Source organism: Methylobacterium sp. J-001, from assembly GCF_022829565.1.
GTDB lineage: Bacteria > Pseudomonadota > Alphaproteobacteria > Rhizobiales > Beijerinckiaceae > Methylobacterium.
Genome location: NZ_JAKSYN010000133.1, coordinates 150,218 through 165,969 on the forward strand (window position 1 = coordinate 150,218; position 15,752 = coordinate 165,969).

The window sequence follows — 15,752 nt, forward strand, 5'->3', positions numbered from 1 at the left end:
CCCGCGCCCGACGCTGTCGCGCATGTGTCTGGTTTTCGCCGCAACCCCAGCGTAGACAGCCGACGATAAACCCCTGCGAGCTGCGGAGACCACCGCGGCCACTTGCGAGGACCACACGATGTCGACCCTCACCTCGTCGGGATGCGCTGCTGCGCGTGGCCTCGCGCTCGGTGCCGCCCTCGTCGGCCTGGTGGCCGGCTGTCAGGCGCTGGGTGGCGGTGGCGGCGTGATGCCGGAAACGGACGTCGGCCTGCCGCCGTCACTGCGCGGCTCCCTGCCCAACCGCGAGGCTCGCAACGCCGCGGTCGATGCCGACGGCCAGCCGCTCCAGACCGCACCGACGAAGCAACTCGCGATCCCCAGGAGCGCAGGCGGCGCGACGCAGTCGGCCAGTGCCGGCGAGCGCCGGATTCGGCGCGAGGATATCGAGGGCGGCAACGCGTCCAGCGGCGGCGGTAGCAACTCGATGGGACCGATGCTCTCGCCCGGTGGCAGCGTCGGCCTCGGCGGGAAGTTCTAAGGGGTCTATTCCTCTCACCGTGGAACGGGAGAGGAGAAATGCTCACGACGCGGCCGCCTCATATCGTCGGCGCGCGCACCCCGTAATAATCTTCGATCGTCCCGCGATAGTTTGGATCGGCAAAGGCGTCTTCACCCGGGCCGTGGCTCGGGGCGCCGGCGAGATTACCGGGATCGATATCGACCACGTAGCCGCCGAGTTCGGTGCTGTAGGTCAGCGCTTTCCAGGGCAACGGGTGATGGTCCTCGCCGAGCCCCAGGAACCCCCCGAAGGCCAGGACCGCATAGGCGACCTGTCCGGTGACCTTGTCGACCATGAAGTTGTGGACGGCTCCGAGGTGCTTCCCCTCGCGATCGTAGACAGCCGTACCCTCGACCTTGTTCGAGGCGATCAGGCGGGCCGTCTCTTCGATGGCGATCCCCTCGCCGGTGGGATCGAGCTCCAGGGAACCCGTCTTCCTTACGGGACGCTCGGTGGGCAGATCCGTCGGCATGGTGACTCCCGGGTTACGCAAACCAGGCCAGACGTCCCTCCGACCCTGCTGACTAAACGTCCGGGCGGACCTGGGTTCCGCGGTGTCAGAGATCCACGAGCATTCCGGCATTGGCCCGGCGCTGGTTGATGCGATCCCGGACCGACCGACTGGCCAGCAGCATCTCGAAGCCAAAGGCGATGAGCGCGCAGAGCGTGCATAGGATCGCGGCCCCGAACAAGCCGAACAGGAGGCTCGCCACCGTACTGTCGCGCAGGGCTCCGACAAACAGCGTCAGCACCGAGCTACAGGTTGCCACGCCCCCGAGCGCGGCCAGGAACACGGCTGCGTCGAGCGCCAGCGAGCGCGTGTGCAGCCGGTCGAGGCGTTGGCCCAGAATGATCCGCTCGGCCTCGCCGGCGCCGGCCAGCAGCGTCGAGACCCGCTCGGCCTGATCCGAGACCCGGGCGAGCCGGGCGCCGAACACGTTGAGCAGCGTCGCAACGCCCGACAGGAGAAAGACCGGGCTCAGCGCTACCTGAACAACGTGGGCGGTACTGTCCAAAGTGGTCGGTGTGATGGGATCGATCATGGTCCCAGCAGATGGGCCGGGCGGCTCTGCGCCGCAATCCCGACCGCACTCAGACCAGCTGGCGGCCGGTTTTCAGGCCGGGCTCAGCCGGTTCGGCCTGGATACCGAGACCAAGACCGAGCACGAGCCCGGTGGCGAGCAACAGCGCGAGCGCGAGAGCCGGGGTAAACATGACTGTACTGTTGGACCCAGGCGTTAAGAGCAGGTTTCGAGCGGGCAAATCCGCCGAATTGTTCTTCGTCGCGGTGCAAATCGGCCGGTTCCGGTGTGGATTTCCGCGCCTGCCCTGTGGATGAGGCCCCCGTGAAGGCGATTTCCCCTTGGAACGGCGGCAGCACCGCTTAGTTGCTGCTATGCTGGCTCGGCCGTGGGGCGCTCATGCCCCGGCCTGCGGCCCGAGAACCGGAGGAAGTTTATGGCCACGAAGACCGAGAAGGCTGCGCCGAAGGCGGCCAAGACCACGAAGGCTGACGAGCCCAAGGCCGCCAAGGCCGCGCCCGCGAAGACCGCCAAGCCCGCCGCCGGTGCCAAGCCGAATGCCCTGCAGCAGCCGCTGAAGCCCTCCGCCGATCTCGGCGCGATCGTTGGCACCAATCCGCTGCCCCGCGGCGAGGTGGTCAGCAAGGTGTGGGACTACATCAAGAAGCACAACCTGCAGAATCCCGAGAACAAGCGCGAGATTTTGGCCGACGACAAGCTCAAGAAGGTCTTTGGCAAGGACAAGTGCTCCATGTTCGAGATGAACAAGCATCTCGCGGCGCACTTGAAGTCTTGATCAGCTAGAACCGTGTCCGGCACGAGAGCCGGACCGGTGGCTCGCGATCAAACGGGGCCCGGTCGCCCCGATCTGGTGACCGTCTTACCCGAGGCGGTCTATGCGAGACCTTGAAGAACACCGCCATCCACCCGCAGCGCAGCGCCCGTCGTGGCGCTCGCTGCCGGGCTGCAGAGATAGGCGACGAGGTTCGCGACCTCCTCCACCGTCGCCAGACGCTTGATCAGCGACGACGGGCGATGCTCGGCCACGAAAGCCCGGCCCATCGCGTCGAGGTCGGCATCGGCCGCCCCTCCGGCCATTTGCTTCATGAACTCCGCGACGCCCTCCGACAGGGTCGGCCCGGGCAGCACGCTGTTGACCGTCACGCCGGTGCCGGCGACCGTCTGGGCTAGGCCGCGGGAGATCGCGAGCTGTGCGGTCTTTGTCATCCCGTAATGGACCATCTCGGTCGGCGTGTTGAGGCCGGACTCGCTGGAGATGAAGATCACGCGGCCCCAGCCGCGCTCGGCCATGGCCGGCGTATAGGCGCGGGACAGGCGGACGCCGCTCATCACGTTCACCTCGTAGAAGCGCTGCCAATCCGCGTCCGGGATTTCGAAGAACGGTTTCGGCTCGAAGATTCCGGTGTTGTTCACGAGGATGTCGACCGTCGGCAGCGCCCGGGTGAGGGCGTCGACCCCTTCCGCGGTCGCTACGTCACCCGGCGCCGCAAAGACTCGTCCGGCTTCGGTCTCGCCGCGCAGCTTGGTTAGCGCCGCCTCGACCCGTTCGGCGGTGCGGCCGTTGATGCCGACCTCGGCGCCGAGAGCGCAGAGTTCCTTGGCGATGGCGTAGCCGATGCCGCCGGTCGAGCCGGTGACGAGGGCCTTCTTGCCGGTGAGGTCGAGGTCCATGGGCGGGGGCTCCGGGGCGTGGAACGAGCGAATGCGGATCTCGGTCCAACGCGTGCCATGCCGGTCGGTGGCATGCCCGCCCTGCCTAACCGCCCTTACCCCGCCGCAGGACGCTGGCGCAGCCGCCGATCGCGGCGAGGGCCACCGCGCAGGAGAGCGACAGGGTCACGGCATGCTCAGGCCCAAGCCCGTGGGTCAGTCCGAAAATCACCGCCACGAGGGCGGCGCCGAGCGATTGGCCTGTGAGGCGGGCCGTCGATTGCATCCCGCTCGCGCCCCCTGCGCGCTCCCGCGGCGCCGAGGTGACGATCACCTTGTTGTTGGGCGACTGGAACAGGCCGAATCCGAGGCCGCACAGGGTCAGCCGCCAGACGATGTCGAGGGTGGCGGGCGCCTCGGGCAACAGCGTCACGCAGACGAGGCCGGCGGCCAACATGGCAAGGCCGATGCCGCCAAGGAGGCCCGGCGGGTAGCGGTCGGCCAGGCGCCCCGAGATCGGGGCCATGGCAGCCACCGCGATCGGCCAGGGTGTGAGCAGGAAGCCGGTCTGGGTGCTGGAGAGGTGCAGAACATCCTGGAAATAGAAGGGCAGCGCGACGTAGGACACCATCTGGGCGCAGAACGAGGCCACCGAGGTCGCCATCGATAGGGCGAAGGCGGGGATCCGCAGCAGGTCCACCGGCAGCAGCGGAGCGGGTAGCCGGATCTGGCGTCGCACGAACACGGTGCCGATCACCACGGCGCCGATGAGTTCAGCGACGGCGACCGGTTGGCCCTCCGGGTCGCCCAGCCCGTCGATGCCGATGATCAGCAGGCCGAAGGTCAGCGCGTTGAGCACGGCGCTCACCCAGTCGAAGCGCCGCCCGCTCGCCGGCGTCACCGGCAGGGTGTGTGTCGCTACCGCCAGGGCCAAGAGTCCCACCGGGATGTTGACCAGGAACAGCCACGGCCACGTCGCCACCGACAGGATCGCGGCCGCCACCGTCGGCCCCGCCGCCGAGGCCACCGCCACGACGAGGGCCACGTTGGCGACGCCCTGGCCGATCATGCGGTGCGGATAGATGAACCGGACGAAGCCGATATTGACGCTCATGATCGCCGCGGCGCCGAGCCCCTGGACGATGCGTCCGACGATCAGCAAGGACAGGCTCGGCGCCACAGCGCAGGCCAGCGAAGCGGCCACGAACACCACGAGCCCGGGCAGGTAGACCCGCCGGAAGCCGAAGATGTCGCCCAGCGACGCGAAGGGCAGCAGGCTCGCCGTCACGGCGATCTGGTAGGCATTGACCACGAAGATCGCGTCGGCCGGCTTGACCGCGAGGTCCTTCGCCATGACGGGCAGCGCCACGTTGACGATGGCCCCGTCGAGGACCGCCATGGTCATGGCCAGCCCGATCGCCGCCATCGCCAGGACGCGCTCCCGCGGCGGGAGGCCGTCATGCTGGACGGGGGCGCCTGTACCGGCCGGGACCTGCGCCATGCTCGCGCGCTCCTGCGGCGTCCCGGAGGGCCGGCGACGTCGATTGCGTGGGACGATCCGGGCGTGGGACGCACCGCGGATGCCGGCTTCCTCTTGCGCAGGCGCGGCACAGCGTCGAGGGCTGCGGCGTGTCCTATGTCACGGCGCGGACGGGATTGTTCGTCAGGCGAGCATGTAGGTCAGGAGCGAGCGCAGCTGCGCCGGCTTGATCGGCTTGTGGACTAATTCGGCGCCGGCCTCCGCCACCCGCGCCTCGATCGCTCCGGAATGGTCGGCGGTGGTGACGATCGCGGGGAGCGGGCGCGCAGATCGTCCGCGGAGATAGGCCGCCACATCGAGGCCACAGGCGCCGTCGTCAAGATGGTAGTCGAGCAGCAGGATATCGGGCGGGACGGCCCCGGCTTCCATCGCCGTCTGTACACCGGCGAGATCGCGAAAGGTCGAGACCCGGGCATCCCAATTCTGCAGCAGGCGGGCCATCGCGTCGGCCGTGGACGCGTCGTTCTCGACCACGAGGACATGGGCGCCCGAGAGTCGGGTCGCCACCGGGGCAGGGGGCGCCGTGGCGGCCGGGACCTGGCTCAGCGGTAGGCCCAGGGTGACCCGGGTGCCGTGGCCGGGCCGGGATGCCAGGGTGAGGGGATGGTTAAGGGCCTGAGCCATGCGGCGGACGATCGATAGGCCAAGGCCGAGGCCCGGCTCCTCCGCGGTGCCGGTCCGGGCGCCGCCCCGGAAAAACTCTTCGAAAACGAGATCGCGCTCGTCGGCGGCGATGCCGCAGCCGGTATCCGTGACGTCGATCCGGATCCCATCAGCGCGGCGGCGTGCCGCCAGCACGATGCCGCCGGTCGTCGTGTATCGAATGGCGTTCGAGACCAGGTTCTGAATGATGCGCTGAAGCAGCATCACGTCACTGGTGACCGTGAGATCCGGGCACCGGACCGCCAGCCTGAGGCCTTTGCGCTCGGCGAACGGCTTGAAGCTCTCCGCCAGCTCCGCCAGCAGGTTGGGCAGGAAAACCGGCTGGAGCTGCGGCCGGACAATACCGGCATCGAGCTTGGAGATGTCCAGCAGGGTCTTGATCAGATCCTCGATCGTCTGCAGGCCGCGCTCCACCTGACCCGCGATGGCGCGCGCCTCAGTGGGCAGCGGCAGGTCGTCCAGCGCCGAGATCGACAGGCGGGCGGCGTTGACCGGCTGCAGCAGGTCGTGGCTCGCCGCCGCCAGGAAACGGGTCTTGGAGCGATTGGCGGTCTCGGCCTCCTCCTTGGCCGCCGCCAGGGCTTCGTTGGAGCGCTCCAGGCGGTGCATCAGCCCGGTCAGCTCCTCGGTTCGGGTGCGGACGCGGCCCTCCAGCATGATCGCGGTCTGGAACAGGGAGTAGGCGCTGCCGCGCTGGTCCATGCTGCGCTCGACATGGGACATCAGTGCCGCGTTGATCCGCTCCAGCTTCTCGATCCGCCGACGCAGGGATTCGTCGGTCTCGAGCCCGCTCGGGTGCAGGGTCATGACGCGACCGGCACGTCGCCGGACCCCGGCCCGACGGGCGGCCCCTTACCGATGGCGATGCCCGTGAAGGTCTGGTTGAGGTGCATGGCCCTGTATTGCTCGCCGAAGGTCTCGAAGCCGACGACGTTGTAGCGGCGATACAGATCGGCGATCCCATGGCCCACCTGCCGGCTCTCGGCATCGAGCCGGCGCAGGACGCATTCGAACCCGATGATGAGGTCGACGCCGCCTACCATCGTGTCGAGGCGCGCCAGCTCGTCCCGGGTGGAGGCGACGATGTCGCGCGGCTCGGCCAGGGTCAGCACCACACCCTCGTCGATGGCGCAGAAGAAGCTGAGCGACCCGTCCTCATTCATGCGGCGGATCGAGCGGCAAAAATACTCGCCGCCAACCTTCACAGCGAGCGGGGAGGCGGCGAAGCTCATCGGCGATAGGCCCTCGGGGTCGAGCCCGATCGCCATGGCGTATTCCCGCGCCGCCGGCTCGGCGTTCAGCTCGTGCACGGTGCGGCGCTCGCTGTCCGAGGCGGTGACCACGAACTTGGTTTGCGTCGGCTCGAAATTGTCGCTCTTGAAGATCTCGAACGGAAAATCGGTCTCGACCAGAACCAGCACCGCCGCCTTGCGGTGGATCCGGCCGCCGTGGAGCAGCACCGCGTCCCGAAAGCGCAGGTCGTCACCTGCTGAGCCGCCGACGATCGGGATGCCGTCGAGGGCCCAGGCGATGGCTGAGACGACGGTCTCCTCCGCGTTGGCGAGACCGTCGATCAGCGACAGTGCGAAGCGGCGGCCAGCAGAAGGCGCATCGGTCTCGCGGCACGGATCGATTGGATCGAGGGTTCGACGCAGGGCCCGCACGGCCGTGGCGGTCCGCTCGACATCGAGATGGTCGATGGCGTCGAGCACCGTCGACACGATGCGGAAGCGCTCGGCCGGGAAGGCGATGACCACGAGGCCGCGATCGAGGCCGCCCGCTGGGGCGATGCCTCCCGACATCGAGCAGCCGGCGACCGGAACGCCGGGGAATTGTGTCGCCAGGGTGCCGGCCAGGATCTCGGGATCATAGTTGGCCGAGAAGAACGCGACGATCTGGGACAGGGGCGGGGCGCCGATCGCCCGCGCGATGTCGGAGACCGCGTCGGAAGCCGAAGCCGCCTCCGTCCAGGCCGTCCAGATGCCGCACAGATTGCGGCGTCCTCCCGTCCCTCGAGCCACGTTTCACCCCCTGGCGCCTCCCCCTCGACGAGTTTTGCACTCGCTCTTCAGAGTCTTGCCGAGAGTATGTCGTGCGCAACCGAGCGGCGCAACGGGGCGTCGCACCGCCCGCGGCGATGCGCTCGGACACGCAGAACGATGCCGGGCCTCACTTCATGCAGGCATCCTCCGCCTTCGTGAAGGCGGCGGGTTTCGGCTCGTGCTCGGCTGGCCGGTTGCGCCCGACCGCGCCGTCCGAGCGGGCGCGTAGGTAGGTGTAGATGTCCGGCATGTAGCACATGACGTTCCGGTTATCCCCGAAGGCCGGCATGACCAGCTCCTGCGAGGCGTTCACGTCCTTCTTGCCGCCGGTGATGATGCCGGCGAAATGGGCGTAATCCATGCCCTTGAGCGCATCGACCAGGGAGGGCGCATAGGTCGAACCCATGCCATCCGGGCCGTGACAGACGATGCAGTTGGCGTTGTACCGCAGATACCCGGACATGGTGTACCAATCGACCTTCTTGCCGCCGTCGGTGACGTGATAGGTCGGGTCGCCGTTCGCGTCGGTGTATTGACCGTCCTGCACCTTGGCCGGCTGGGTCGGGCCGTCGCTCTTGAGATTGGCGGGGCTCGTTTGCGGGGCTGACGACGGGGCCGGGTTCGCGGCTGAAGCCGGACCGGCCGCCAGGATTCCAATCACGAGTCCCGCGCGGGCGATTCCCGCGAACACATCTGTTGTGCACGGCATGAGCGTTCCTCCAGCCGCCCACGGGTGTTGGTTTTGGGTGGCGGCGGTGTTCAACGGCGAACATCGCTTCCCAAGACCGTTGGAAATCTTCACGTTTTCGCGTGGAACGGGGGTACTGGGCGGCATCGGCGCCACAGGCCGGGATATTCCTCCGTCATCCGCGTTGCGCACAGCATTAACCTTTTGTTAATCCGCTGATTGCCGCCGGCCCCCCGGCGTGAGAGCTTTCGTTAACGAGAGCTTAACGGTTGGGTCACGGCGATGCGGTTCGCGGCTTCCAAGGTGCAGGGTTCGGTCGCCAACTCCGCGCCGCGTCGGGTTTCCCGCCGCCGTCGCGTCCTGGCCGGCTTTGCCTGGGCGGCTCTGTCCCTCGCCGGGCTCGGGGCCGGTGCGGTGCAGGCGCAGACCTTCGCGAGCCTGCCGTCTCCCCAGTTCGGAGCCGAGCCCCAAGGGGCGGCGCGGCCGATCGCGGCCTGGGTGACGTTCTGCCAATCCTACGCTGCGGAATGCGTGGTGGACCGGAGCGAGCCGGCCCGCATCAGCCTGACGCCGGCAATCTGGGCGACGATCGTCTCAGTGAACCGCCGGGTGAACAAGTCGGTCGAGCCGAAGACCGACATGGAGCATCTCCATGTCGCCGACCGCTGGGATCTGGCCGAGGACGGCATCGGCGATTGCGAGGATTTCCAGCTGCTCAAGCGCCATCTGCTGGCCGAGGCCGGCCTGCCCCGGCGGGCGATGCGCATGACCGTGGTGATCGACGAGAAGGGCGAGGGCCACGCGGTCCTGACCCTGATCACCGATCGCGGTGACATGGTCCTCGACAACAAGACGAACGCGATCGTGCCGTGGCACAAGACCGGCTACGTGTTCATCAAGCGCGAGAGCCAGGACATGACGGCCTGGGTGTCGCTCGGCGGCGTCACGTCGCCGGTCACCACTGCCAACCGCTGATCGCGCCAGCCCTGCCAGTTTCTGCAATCGAGCAGGCCAGTACGCCCGGACCAAGAAGATCACGGCCGCGTCTTTGCCCCGGGTAATCCCGGATGCATTCCAAGGCGGGCCTTAACGCTTCGCTAACCCTGTCGGTGTCACCCAGTCCCTGGACCGAGTGCCCGATCCATGCCCCCTGCTTCCCTCGCATCCCTCTCGCTAGTCGCAGCGACGCTACTCGTCGCAACACCGGCGCATGCGGGCAGCGAAGCCGAGATGCACCACGAGCGCTGGCGCGACTGCCTCAGTCGCACTTTCCGGATTCAGGCCGTGCTCACCGCTCCCGATCTTGCCGCTGATGCCGCCTTCCGAGCCTGCAGAAGCGTCGAGGAGGCCTATCTCGCGGCCCTGGCAGGTTCTCCGCTCCTCGACGATGACGATATTGCCCGCGCCCGCCCGCTTCTCGCCGGCCGCATCCGAGCCTGGCTGGTCGGCAGCCGTGGGTAAGCCAAGGGCGTAACCGGACTGGGCGATCAGGGTTCGAGAGGAATCTGACGCCTCATATTCCGCACGCGCAGCACGACCGAACATTGGCGATCCTCTGCGCGGGCGTGCCGTAACTCGGGCGAGTTACACCGTAATTCGTCCAGTGCGTGATCCATTGCTTGAGATAGTAGCGTCCATTGGGGGCATCGGCGAGCTGGTGCGCCGCCCAGCAATCCGCCAATCGATCCGATGTCGTTCGGATCGCCAGAAGACCGTATTCGTGAACGACGTAAAAATGGCTGGCATCCTTGACCTGCGAATCGACCAGATCCGCTCGGGCTCGGCACAGGAACAGGCCCTCGGTCTTGGCAGATGCGATGTTTCCTGAGGTTTGCGAGCAGTCGTGGGTGACGGCAACATTCAACAGGCCGCCGACGGGGCTCCACTGCGCAGCTGCGGGGGCGCAATAAAAGGCTAGGGCCGCAGTAATTATTGTAAACAATCGTAAATTGAGCATCGGAATTTCCCGAATGAAAGTGGTTGATGCGGCATGTACAACAGGGAATGCCACGCGCTAAACCTTGCAGGGCGCCTATCGTTAGGCAGTCGTTACATCAAGGGGTGAAGTGTTTGGAGCGCTGCGGTCGGCGGTGACCTTCTCCGCGGCGCCAACGAAGGAGAATCGACAGCAAGGAACGGGACGTTTTCCCTTGGCCGGGGCGGCAGGATGCCTGCGACAGGGGGGAGCCGTATGACACGATATCGCTGCGTTCCGATCGCCGACGTTGTCGTGGAGCGTTTCCGCCAAAGCGGCCGCGACGATTTCGACAATCCACTCCGGCGGATCACGGCGACCGGGACGGGCGGATTTCCCTGCCGCCGCTGCCTGTGCTGCGCCGAACCGGGGGAGCCGATGCTGCTCGGATCCTACAATCTCGGGCGTCCGCGCGGCATCTACTGGACCCCGAGCCCAGTTTTTTTGCATGCGCAGCCCTGCCCCAGCTTCGACGCGCTAAACGTCGTCGCCCCGATCATTCGCGCCAACAGTCTTGTGTCGGTGCGGGCCTACGATGCGGAGGATCTGTGCCTCTACGATCTCGGCCATGTCTGCCCCGGCGCGGAGGTCGATACGGCGCTGCTGCGCGCCCTCGACGATCCACGTACCGCCTTCGTCAATGTCCACACCGCGCGGCCGGGCTGCCTACTGTCGCGCGTGGAGCGTATGACCGCTACGTCTTCAGCCGCGCCTTGATTCGCTTGGTGAGCCCGTCGCGCACGTCCCGGTAGGCATCCAGGCGCTGCTCGCGGGAGGCGTCCTGCAGCAGCGTCGGGTCCGGTGTCGGCCAGTATTCGACATCGGCTGCGAGCGTGTGGGTGAGGTCGAGGGCCCGGTGGTGGGCCTCCGGCGAGAGCGTGATGATCAGATCGAAATTCAGGCCCTCCCAGTCCTCCAACTCCTCGATGGTGCGGGGTCGGTGCCGGGTCGCATCGATGCCAATTTCGTCGAGCGCCGCGACCATGAACGGGTCGGTGGGCTCGCCCGAGCGAACGCCAGCTGATTGCACGTAGGTCGACCTGCCGAAATAGGCCCGCGCGATCGCCTCGGCCGCGGCCGAGCGCACGGCGTTGAAGTTGCACATGAACAGGACCGACTGCACCCGCCGCTTCTTCGGGGTGGTCTCGGGGAAAGGCTCAGCCATCGCCGCTCGGGGCCGGTAGGCGCCCTAGCCTTTCCAGTGCAGGGCAAAGATCAGGGTGAACAGGCGGCGCGCCGTGTCGTGGTCGAGGTCGACCTTGCCGTCGAGGCGCTGCTTGAGCGTGTCGGAGGCTTCGTTGTGCAGGCCGCGCCGGCCCATGTCGATCGCCTCGATCTGCGACGGCGAGGCGGTGCGGATCGCGTTGTAGTAGCTCTCGCAGATCATTTCGTAGTCACGGATCACCCGCCGGAACGGCGTCAGCGACAGGAGGTGCGTCATCACCGGCTCGCCCTCCACGGTGCTGATCGCGAAGGACAGCTTGTTCTCTACGAGGCCCAGCATGAGCGCATAGGGCCCCTCCCGGCCCGGGATGGTGAAGCAATTGTCCTCCAGGATGTCGAACAGCGCGATCGCCCGCTCGTGTTCCTGATCCGGATTGCCACGGGCGATGGACGCCTCGTCCAGGCTCACCTTCGCGAGGCGGTTCGGCCCGCGTTGCTTTTCGGCCATCCCCAAGACCTCACAGGTTCAACCGGATCGCGACGGAGCGGGCGTGACCCTCCAGACCCTCCGACCGGCCGAGCGTTATCGCCGCCGGGCCAAGCGCCCGCAAGCTCTCCGGGGTGCAGGCGAGGATCGTCGTCCGCTTCATGAAATCCAGGACGCCGAGGCCGGAGGAGAACCGCGCCGAGCGGGCGGTGGGCAGGACATGGTTCGGGCCGCCGACATAGTCGCCGATCGCCTCGGGCGTGTGCGACCCTAAGAAGATCGCGCCGGCATTGCGGATCCGGGCCGCGAGCGCCTCGGCGTCCTGCGTCTCGATCTCGAGATGCTCGGGGGCGAGCCGGTCGACCAGCGGCACCGCCTCGTCGAAATCCCGCACCCGGATGATCGCGCCGTAATCGCGCCAGCTCGCCCGGGCGATCTTGGCCCGGGGCAGGGTGGTCAGTGCGCGCTCGACGGCGGCTTCCGCCGCCTCCGCCAGCTCGGCGCTGTCGGTGATCAGCACCGATTGAGCGGCGGTGTCGTGCTCGGCCTGAGCGAGGAGATCGGCGGCGATCCAGTCCGGGTTGGCGTGGCCGTCAGCCAGGATCAGCACCTCGGAGGGGCCGGCGATCATGTCGATGCCGACCTGGCCGAACACCCGCCGCTTGGCCGCTGCCACCCAGGCGTTGCCCGGGCCGACGATCTTGGCGACCGGCGCGATGCTGGCGGTCCCGTAGGCCAGCGCCGCCACCGCCTGGGCGCCCCCGACCCGGTAGACCTCGTGGACCCCGGAGAGGCGGGCGGCCGCGAGCACGAGGGGGTTGAGGGTGTTGTCTGGCGTCGGCACCACCATGACGATCCGCGGCACCCCCGCCACCCGGGCCGGCACCGCGTTCATCAGGACGGAGGAGGGGTAGCTTGCTGTGCCGCCGGGCACGTAGAGGCCGACCGATTCCAGGGCCGTCCAGCGCCAGCCGGCGGTGACGCCGAGAGCGTCAGTTGCCCGGTGGTCGTGGGGCTTCTGCTGAGCGTGAAACGCCTCGATCCGCTCGGCAGCGAGGCGCAGGGCCTCCAGGGCTTCCGCCGGGCAGGCCGCTACGGCCGCGTCGATCTCCGCCTCGGTGATCCGCAGGGCGTCGGCGGAAAAATCCGCGCCGAGCCGGTCGAAGCGGCGGGTGAACTCGACCAGAGCCGCGTCGCCCCGGGCGACGACGTCGGCGATGATGCCGCGGACCGCCTCGTCCACGTCCTCGGCGATCTCGCGTTTCGCGGTGAGCAGTCGCGCGAAATCGGCGGCGAAGTTCGGAGCTTGGCTGTCGAGCCGGACCATCGGATGTCTTTCGTCTGTCTCAGGCCGCCGGGCCGGGCGCGGTCGTCACGTCGATTTCGTGGCCCGGGCGGGCGACCGCCTCCCAGACCGGGCCGAGATCCTTCATCCGGACCTCGATGCACTCGACCTCCAGGCGCACCGCGCCGCCGCCGGAGAAGACCATGTCGATATGGCCGGACGGCGCGTCGGTCGCCTCGAAGGTGAGGGCGAGCAGGCTCATCGGCATCGCGTCGCCCGGCGCCAGGTCGCGGGTCTTCACGCGCAGGACGCGCTCGAAGTGCACACCTGCCAGCCGCCGACGCGGCGGGACGTCCGGCGTCCAGTCGAAGCGCCGAACGACCATCAGGAAGCGCTGCTCACCCGCCAGGTAGGTCAAATCCTCCGGACGCAGGATCGCATCCTGGAGATGCGCGGAGATCACGGTCAGGTCTTCGGTATCGAGGGCGGCGAGCTTGAGCAGCTCCATGAAAGGATCCTCGGGGATAGCTGGGCGCGGGCGAAGCGGGACGGCGGCTGCCTCGCAGCAAGCCGTAGGTAGCGGCCAGACCCCGCTCGGGCAACGGCCGGGGCCGGGATGGCGGTCTTCAGCGGCGGTTCATCCGGCCGGCGCCCGTGCATACGCCGCCGGAGTGGGCACCGGGCCGGCGCAAGCCAGCGCGCGCAAACAAGGCCTCGAGCCGCTCCCTGTCGCTACCGCGCGATCGAGAACAGCCCAAGACCGACCGCGCGTCATCAGAAAGGCCGGCCGGACGACCGAGGTGACGATTCGAGGCAGGACGATGATGGTGAAACGGATCCCGCTGGCGGCTTTGGCCGCTCTGACCCTGGCGCCCCTGATTGTCGCTCCTGTGCGCGCGCAGGTCGGCCCGGACGCAGACGTCTACATCTATGGCCGCCCCGGGCCGGACCGCTACGAGTACGACCGTCGGCGCCGACCGCCGCCCCCACCGCCGCCGCCGGACGACGATTGGCCCCGCCGGCCTCCGCCCCCGCCCTATGACGATTACGACCGCCCGCGTCGGCGGCCGCCTCCGCCGCCCCTGGACGACGATGACGATCGGCCCCGCTTCGACCGGCGCTGGCGCAGCGGCAGCCTGTGCGTCACCGCCCGGGGCGATTGCCCGACGCCTCCCGCCGCATACAACGCGCCCTACGGCTGCGGAGTACCGGGCTTCGGCTATAAGCGCGGGCAGATCGGCGGCTGAGGCCTCTAGGCCCGCACCCGCTCGATCTGCGCGCCGCAGCGGCCGAGCTTCGCTTCCAGCGCCTCGAAGCCGCGGTCGAGGTGGTAGACCCGGTTGATCTGGGTCTCGCCCTCGGCGGCGAGGCCGGCGATCACCAGGGAGACCGAGGCGCGCAGGTCGGTCGCCATCACGGGGGCGCCCTTGAGCCGCTCGACGCCCTCGACGATGGCAAGGTCACCCTCGAGCCGGATCTTCGCGCCGAGACGGGCCAACTCCTGCACGTGCATGAACCGGTTCTCGAAGATCGTCTCGCGGATATGCGACTGGCCCTTGGCGAGCGTCATCAGCGCCATGAACTGCGCTTGAAGGTCGGTCGGGAAGCCCGGGAACGGGTCGGTGGTCACGTCCACCGCCGCGATGCCGGCACCGTTGCGGCGCACGCGAATGCCGCCCTCGACCTGACTGATCTCGACGCCCGTAGTCGACAGAACGTCGAGCGCCGAATGCAGCAACTCGGCCCGAGTGTCCTTGAGGATCACGTCACCGCCGGTCATGGCCACCGCCATGGCATAGGTGCCGGTCTCGATCCGGTCGGGAAGGACCTCGTGGCGCGCACCGTTCAGCCGGGCGACGCCCTCGATCTCGATCCGGGGCGTGCCGGCGCCACGAATCTTGGCGCCCATCTTATTCAGGCATTCGGCGAGGTCGACCACCTCGGGCTCCCGGGCGGCGTTCTCGATCACCGTGGTACCGTAGGCGAGCGCCGCCGCCATCAGGGCGACATGCGTGCCACCGACTGTGACCTTGGGGAAATTGATTTCGGCCCCGCGCAGGCCGTTCTTGGTCTTGGCGACCACGTAGCCGGCGTCGATCTCGATCTCGGCCCCGAGCCGCTCCAAGGCCATGATCAGTAGGTCCACCGGCCGGGTCCCGATGGCGCAGCCGCCCGGCAGCGAGACCTTGGCCTTGCCGAACCGGGCGAGGAGCGGCGCCACCACCCAGAAGCTCGCCCGCATGGTCGAGACCAAGTCGTAGGGGGCGGTGGTGTCGATGACGTTCGAGGCGGTCAGCCGGATCGTCTGGCCGGTCTCGGTGGTCTGCCCGGGGCGCTTGCCGACGACCATGTGGTCGACACCGTGATTGCCGAGGATCCGGGTCAGGGCGGAGATGTCGGCCAGCCGGGGGACGTTGATCAGCTCCAGCGTCTCGCCGGTGAGCAGGCTCGCGATCATCAGCGGCAGCGCCGCGTTCTTGGCGCCCGAGATCGGGATCACGCCGTTGAGGGGCGCGCCGCCGGTGATGTGAATGCGGTCCATCATATGTCCTCAGGCGGCGCACCTCCCTGGCGCGCGGCCGGCCGTTCTCCTGGTGGACGCCGCGGCGCCCAGGCTTGGCCGTCTCCTATAGACCGGATTTGTCGGAATCTGGACCGCGGGAATCAGGTGCAT

At 68.1% G+C, this 15,752-nt stretch carries 20 protein-coding genes; 5 read left to right on the forward strand and 15 right to left on the reverse strand.

Translation table 11 applies throughout. The features are described 5' to 3' along the window. Window positions 1-118: 118 nt before the first annotated feature. A complete protein-coding gene (locus MKK65_RS15905) occupies window positions 119-520 on the forward strand; it encodes a hypothetical protein (protein ID WP_058193051.1) in 402 nt (133 codons plus the stop codon). 58 nt (window positions 521-578) lie between these two features. On the opposite strand, the gene MKK65_RS15910 is transcribed toward MKK65_RS15905, so the two are convergent. From MKK65_RS15910 to MKK65_RS31230, 3 genes are all read right to left on the reverse strand, one after another. Beyond that, entirely contained in the window at window positions 579-1,013 is a 435-nt protein-coding gene (locus MKK65_RS15910; RefSeq protein WP_058193050.1) for a PRC-barrel domain-containing protein, read from the reverse strand. 85 nt (window positions 1,014-1,098) lie between these two features. Further along, window positions 1,099-1,584, reverse strand: coding sequence for a DUF2721 domain-containing protein (locus tag MKK65_RS15915; RefSeq protein ID WP_243958815.1), 486 nt, complete (start codon window positions 1,582-1,584; stop codon window positions 1,099-1,101). Window positions 1,585-1,633: 49 nt separating this feature from the next. Then, window positions 1,634-1,756, reverse strand: coding sequence for a hypothetical protein (locus MKK65_RS31230; protein ID WP_279596747.1), 123 nt, complete (start codon window positions 1,754-1,756; stop codon window positions 1,634-1,636). 243 nt (window positions 1,757-1,999) lie between these two features. Here MKK65_RS31230 and MKK65_RS15920 point away from each other — a divergent pair, with 243 nt between their 5' ends. Further along, window positions 2,000-2,359: an SWIB/MDM2 domain-containing protein gene (locus MKK65_RS15920; RefSeq protein ID WP_058193048.1), complete on the forward strand. Its 360-nt coding sequence runs from the start codon at window positions 2,000-2,002 to the stop codon at window positions 2,357-2,359. 98 nt (window positions 2,360-2,457) lie between these two features. Here MKK65_RS15920 and MKK65_RS15925 read toward each other — a convergent pair whose 3' ends face one another. The 5 genes from MKK65_RS15925 to MKK65_RS15945 all read right to left on the reverse strand — a co-directional run bounded on the left by MKK65_RS15925 (window position 2,458) and on the right by MKK65_RS15945 (window position 8,188). Continuing rightward, on the reverse strand, window positions 2,458-3,255 hold the full coding sequence (locus MKK65_RS15925) for an SDR family NAD(P)-dependent oxidoreductase (RefSeq protein ID WP_243958817.1): 798 nt from the start codon (window positions 3,253-3,255) through the stop codon (window positions 2,458-2,460). 85 nt (window positions 3,256-3,340) lie between these two features. Continuing rightward, the gene (locus MKK65_RS15930) at window positions 3,341-4,735 is read right to left on the reverse strand and encodes an MFS transporter (RefSeq protein ID WP_243958819.1); all 1,395 of its coding nucleotides are present in this window, start codon (window positions 4,733-4,735) and stop codon (window positions 3,341-3,343) included. Window positions 4,736-4,897: 162 nt separating this feature from the next. After that, window positions 4,898-6,244, reverse strand: a complete 1,347-nt coding sequence (locus MKK65_RS15935) for a hybrid sensor histidine kinase/response regulator (protein ID WP_243958821.1) — start codon at window positions 6,242-6,244, stop codon at window positions 4,898-4,900. Continuing rightward, window positions 6,241-7,458 (reverse strand): FIST signal transduction protein, encoded by a 1,218-nt coding sequence (locus tag MKK65_RS15940; protein ID WP_243958823.1) that lies wholly within the window; start codon window positions 7,456-7,458, stop codon window positions 6,241-6,243. The genes MKK65_RS15935 and MKK65_RS15940 overlap by 4 nt, the downstream gene beginning before the upstream one ends. Before the next feature lie 148 nt (window positions 7,459-7,606). After that, on the reverse strand, window positions 7,607-8,188 hold the full coding sequence (locus MKK65_RS15945) for a c-type cytochrome, methanol metabolism-related (protein ID WP_058193043.1): 582 nt from the start codon (window positions 8,186-8,188) through the stop codon (window positions 7,607-7,609). Between the two features lie 261 nt (window positions 8,189-8,449). Between MKK65_RS15945 and MKK65_RS15950 the strand changes: the two genes are divergently transcribed. Beyond that, the gene (locus tag MKK65_RS15950) at window positions 8,450-9,142 is read left to right on the forward strand and encodes a transglutaminase-like cysteine peptidase (protein ID WP_201025777.1); all 693 of its coding nucleotides are present in this window, start codon (window positions 8,450-8,452) and stop codon (window positions 9,140-9,142) included. 213 nt (window positions 9,143-9,355) lie between these two features. On the opposite strand, the gene MKK65_RS15955 is transcribed toward MKK65_RS15950, so the two are convergent. Further along, window positions 9,356-9,712 carry a hypothetical protein gene (locus MKK65_RS15955; RefSeq protein ID WP_243958825.1) on the reverse strand — a complete coding sequence of 119 codons (357 nt, stop codon included), beginning with the start codon at window positions 9,710-9,712 and terminating at the stop codon, window positions 9,356-9,358. Beyond that, entirely contained in the window at window positions 9,681-10,124 is a 444-nt protein-coding gene (locus tag MKK65_RS15960) for a hypothetical protein (protein ID WP_243958827.1), read from the reverse strand. Before MKK65_RS15960 ends, MKK65_RS15955 begins: the two co-directional genes overlap by 32 nt. A gap of 234 nt (window positions 10,125-10,358) precedes the next feature. Here MKK65_RS15960 and MKK65_RS15965 point away from each other — a divergent pair, with 234 nt between their 5' ends. Beyond that, a complete protein-coding gene (locus tag MKK65_RS15965; protein ID WP_243958829.1) occupies window positions 10,359-10,859 on the forward strand; it encodes a DUF1203 domain-containing protein in 501 nt (166 codons plus the stop codon). Here MKK65_RS15965 and MKK65_RS15970 read toward each other — a convergent pair. Genes MKK65_RS15970 through MKK65_RS15985 form a run of 4 tightly spaced genes read right to left on the reverse strand, consistent with a single transcriptional unit; the run spans window position 10,837 to window position 13,586 of the window. Then, window positions 10,837-11,307: a low molecular weight phosphatase family protein gene (locus tag MKK65_RS15970; RefSeq protein WP_058193040.1), complete on the reverse strand. Its 471-nt coding sequence runs from the start codon at window positions 11,305-11,307 to the stop codon at window positions 10,837-10,839. The genes MKK65_RS15965 and MKK65_RS15970 overlap by 23 nt on opposite strands. 24 nt (window positions 11,308-11,331) lie before the next feature. Then, window positions 11,332-11,814: a UPF0262 family protein gene (locus MKK65_RS15975; protein WP_243958831.1), complete on the reverse strand. Its 483-nt coding sequence runs from the start codon at window positions 11,812-11,814 to the stop codon at window positions 11,332-11,334. 10 nt (window positions 11,815-11,824) lie between these two features. Continuing rightward, window positions 11,825-13,120, reverse strand: a complete 1,296-nt coding sequence (gene hisD / locus MKK65_RS15980) for a histidinol dehydrogenase (protein WP_243958834.1) — start codon at window positions 13,118-13,120, stop codon at window positions 11,825-11,827. 19 nt (window positions 13,121-13,139) lie between these two features. Then, window positions 13,140-13,586 (reverse strand): DUF2948 family protein, encoded by a 447-nt coding sequence (locus tag MKK65_RS15985; RefSeq protein WP_243958835.1) that lies wholly within the window; start codon window positions 13,584-13,586, stop codon window positions 13,140-13,142. A gap of 313 nt (window positions 13,587-13,899) precedes the next feature. On the opposite strand from MKK65_RS15985, the gene MKK65_RS15990 reads away from it, so the two are divergent. Beyond that, the gene (locus MKK65_RS15990; RefSeq protein WP_243958837.1) at window positions 13,900-14,325 is read left to right on the forward strand and encodes a hypothetical protein; all 426 of its coding nucleotides are present in this window, start codon (window positions 13,900-13,902) and stop codon (window positions 14,323-14,325) included. Window positions 14,326-14,330: 5 nt separating this feature from the next. On the opposite strand, the gene murA is transcribed toward MKK65_RS15990, so the two are convergent. After that, window positions 14,331-15,620 carry a UDP-N-acetylglucosamine 1-carboxyvinyltransferase gene (gene murA / locus MKK65_RS15995; protein WP_243958885.1) on the reverse strand — a complete coding sequence of 430 codons (1,290 nt, stop codon included), beginning with the start codon at window positions 15,618-15,620 and terminating at the stop codon, window positions 14,331-14,333. Between the last annotated feature and the right edge of the window lie 132 nt (window positions 15,621-15,752).

Coding starts and splice junctions, on each gene's coding strand:
- MKK65_RS31230 (WP_279596747.1), bottom strand. CDS start 1,756: ATGTTTACCCCGGCTCTCGCGCTCGCGCTGTTGCTCGCCACCGGGCTC.
- hisD (WP_243958834.1), bottom strand. CDS start 13,120: ATGGTCCGGCTCGACAGCCAAGCTCCGAACTTCGCCGCCGATTTCGCG.
- MKK65_RS15970 (WP_058193040.1), bottom strand. CDS start 11,307: ATGGCTGAGCCTTTCCCCGAGACCACCCCGAAGAAGCGGCGGGTGCAG.
- MKK65_RS15935 (WP_243958821.1), bottom strand. CDS start 6,244: ATGACCCTGCACCCGAGCGGGCTCGAGACCGACGAATCCCTGCGTCGG.
- MKK65_RS15955 (WP_243958825.1), bottom strand. CDS start 9,712: ATGTTCGGTCGTGCTGCGCGTGCGGAATATGAGGCGTCAGATTCCTCT.
- MKK65_RS15930 (WP_243958819.1), bottom strand. CDS start 4,735: ATGGCGCAGGTCCCGGCCGGTACAGGCGCCCCCGTCCAGCATGACGGC.
- MKK65_RS15925 (WP_243958817.1), bottom strand. CDS start 3,255: ATGGACCTCGACCTCACCGGCAAGAAGGCCCTCGTCACCGGCTCGACC.
- MKK65_RS15910 (WP_058193050.1), bottom strand. CDS start 1,013: ATGCCGACGGATCTGCCCACCGAGCGTCCCGTAAGGAAGACGGGTTCC.
- MKK65_RS15920 (WP_058193048.1), top strand. CDS start 2,000: ATGGCCACGAAGACCGAGAAGGCTGCGCCGAAGGCGGCCAAGACCACG.
- MKK65_RS15915 (WP_243958815.1), bottom strand. CDS start 1,584: ATGATCGATCCCATCACACCGACCACTTTGGACAGTACCGCCCACGTT.
- MKK65_RS15950 (WP_201025777.1), top strand. CDS start 8,450: ATGCGGTTCGCGGCTTCCAAGGTGCAGGGTTCGGTCGCCAACTCCGCG.
- MKK65_RS15960 (WP_243958827.1), bottom strand. CDS start 10,124: ATGCTCAATTTACGATTGTTTACAATAATTACTGCGGCCCTAGCCTTT.
- MKK65_RS15985 (WP_243958835.1), bottom strand. CDS start 13,586: ATGGAGCTGCTCAAGCTCGCCGCCCTCGATACCGAAGACCTGACCGTG.
- MKK65_RS15990 (WP_243958837.1), top strand. CDS start 13,900: ATGATGGTGAAACGGATCCCGCTGGCGGCTTTGGCCGCTCTGACCCTG.
- MKK65_RS15975 (WP_243958831.1), bottom strand. CDS start 11,814: ATGGCCGAAAAGCAACGCGGGCCGAACCGCCTCGCGAAGGTGAGCCTG.
- MKK65_RS15945 (WP_058193043.1), bottom strand. CDS start 8,188: ATGCCGTGCACAACAGATGTGTTCGCGGGAATCGCCCGCGCGGGACTC.
- MKK65_RS15965 (WP_243958829.1), top strand. CDS start 10,359: ATGACACGATATCGCTGCGTTCCGATCGCCGACGTTGTCGTGGAGCGT.
- murA (WP_243958885.1), bottom strand. CDS start 15,620: ATGGACCGCATTCACATCACCGGCGGCGCGCCCCTCAACGGCGTGATC.
- MKK65_RS15905 (WP_058193051.1), top strand. CDS start 119: ATGTCGACCCTCACCTCGTCGGGATGCGCTGCTGCGCGTGGCCTCGCG.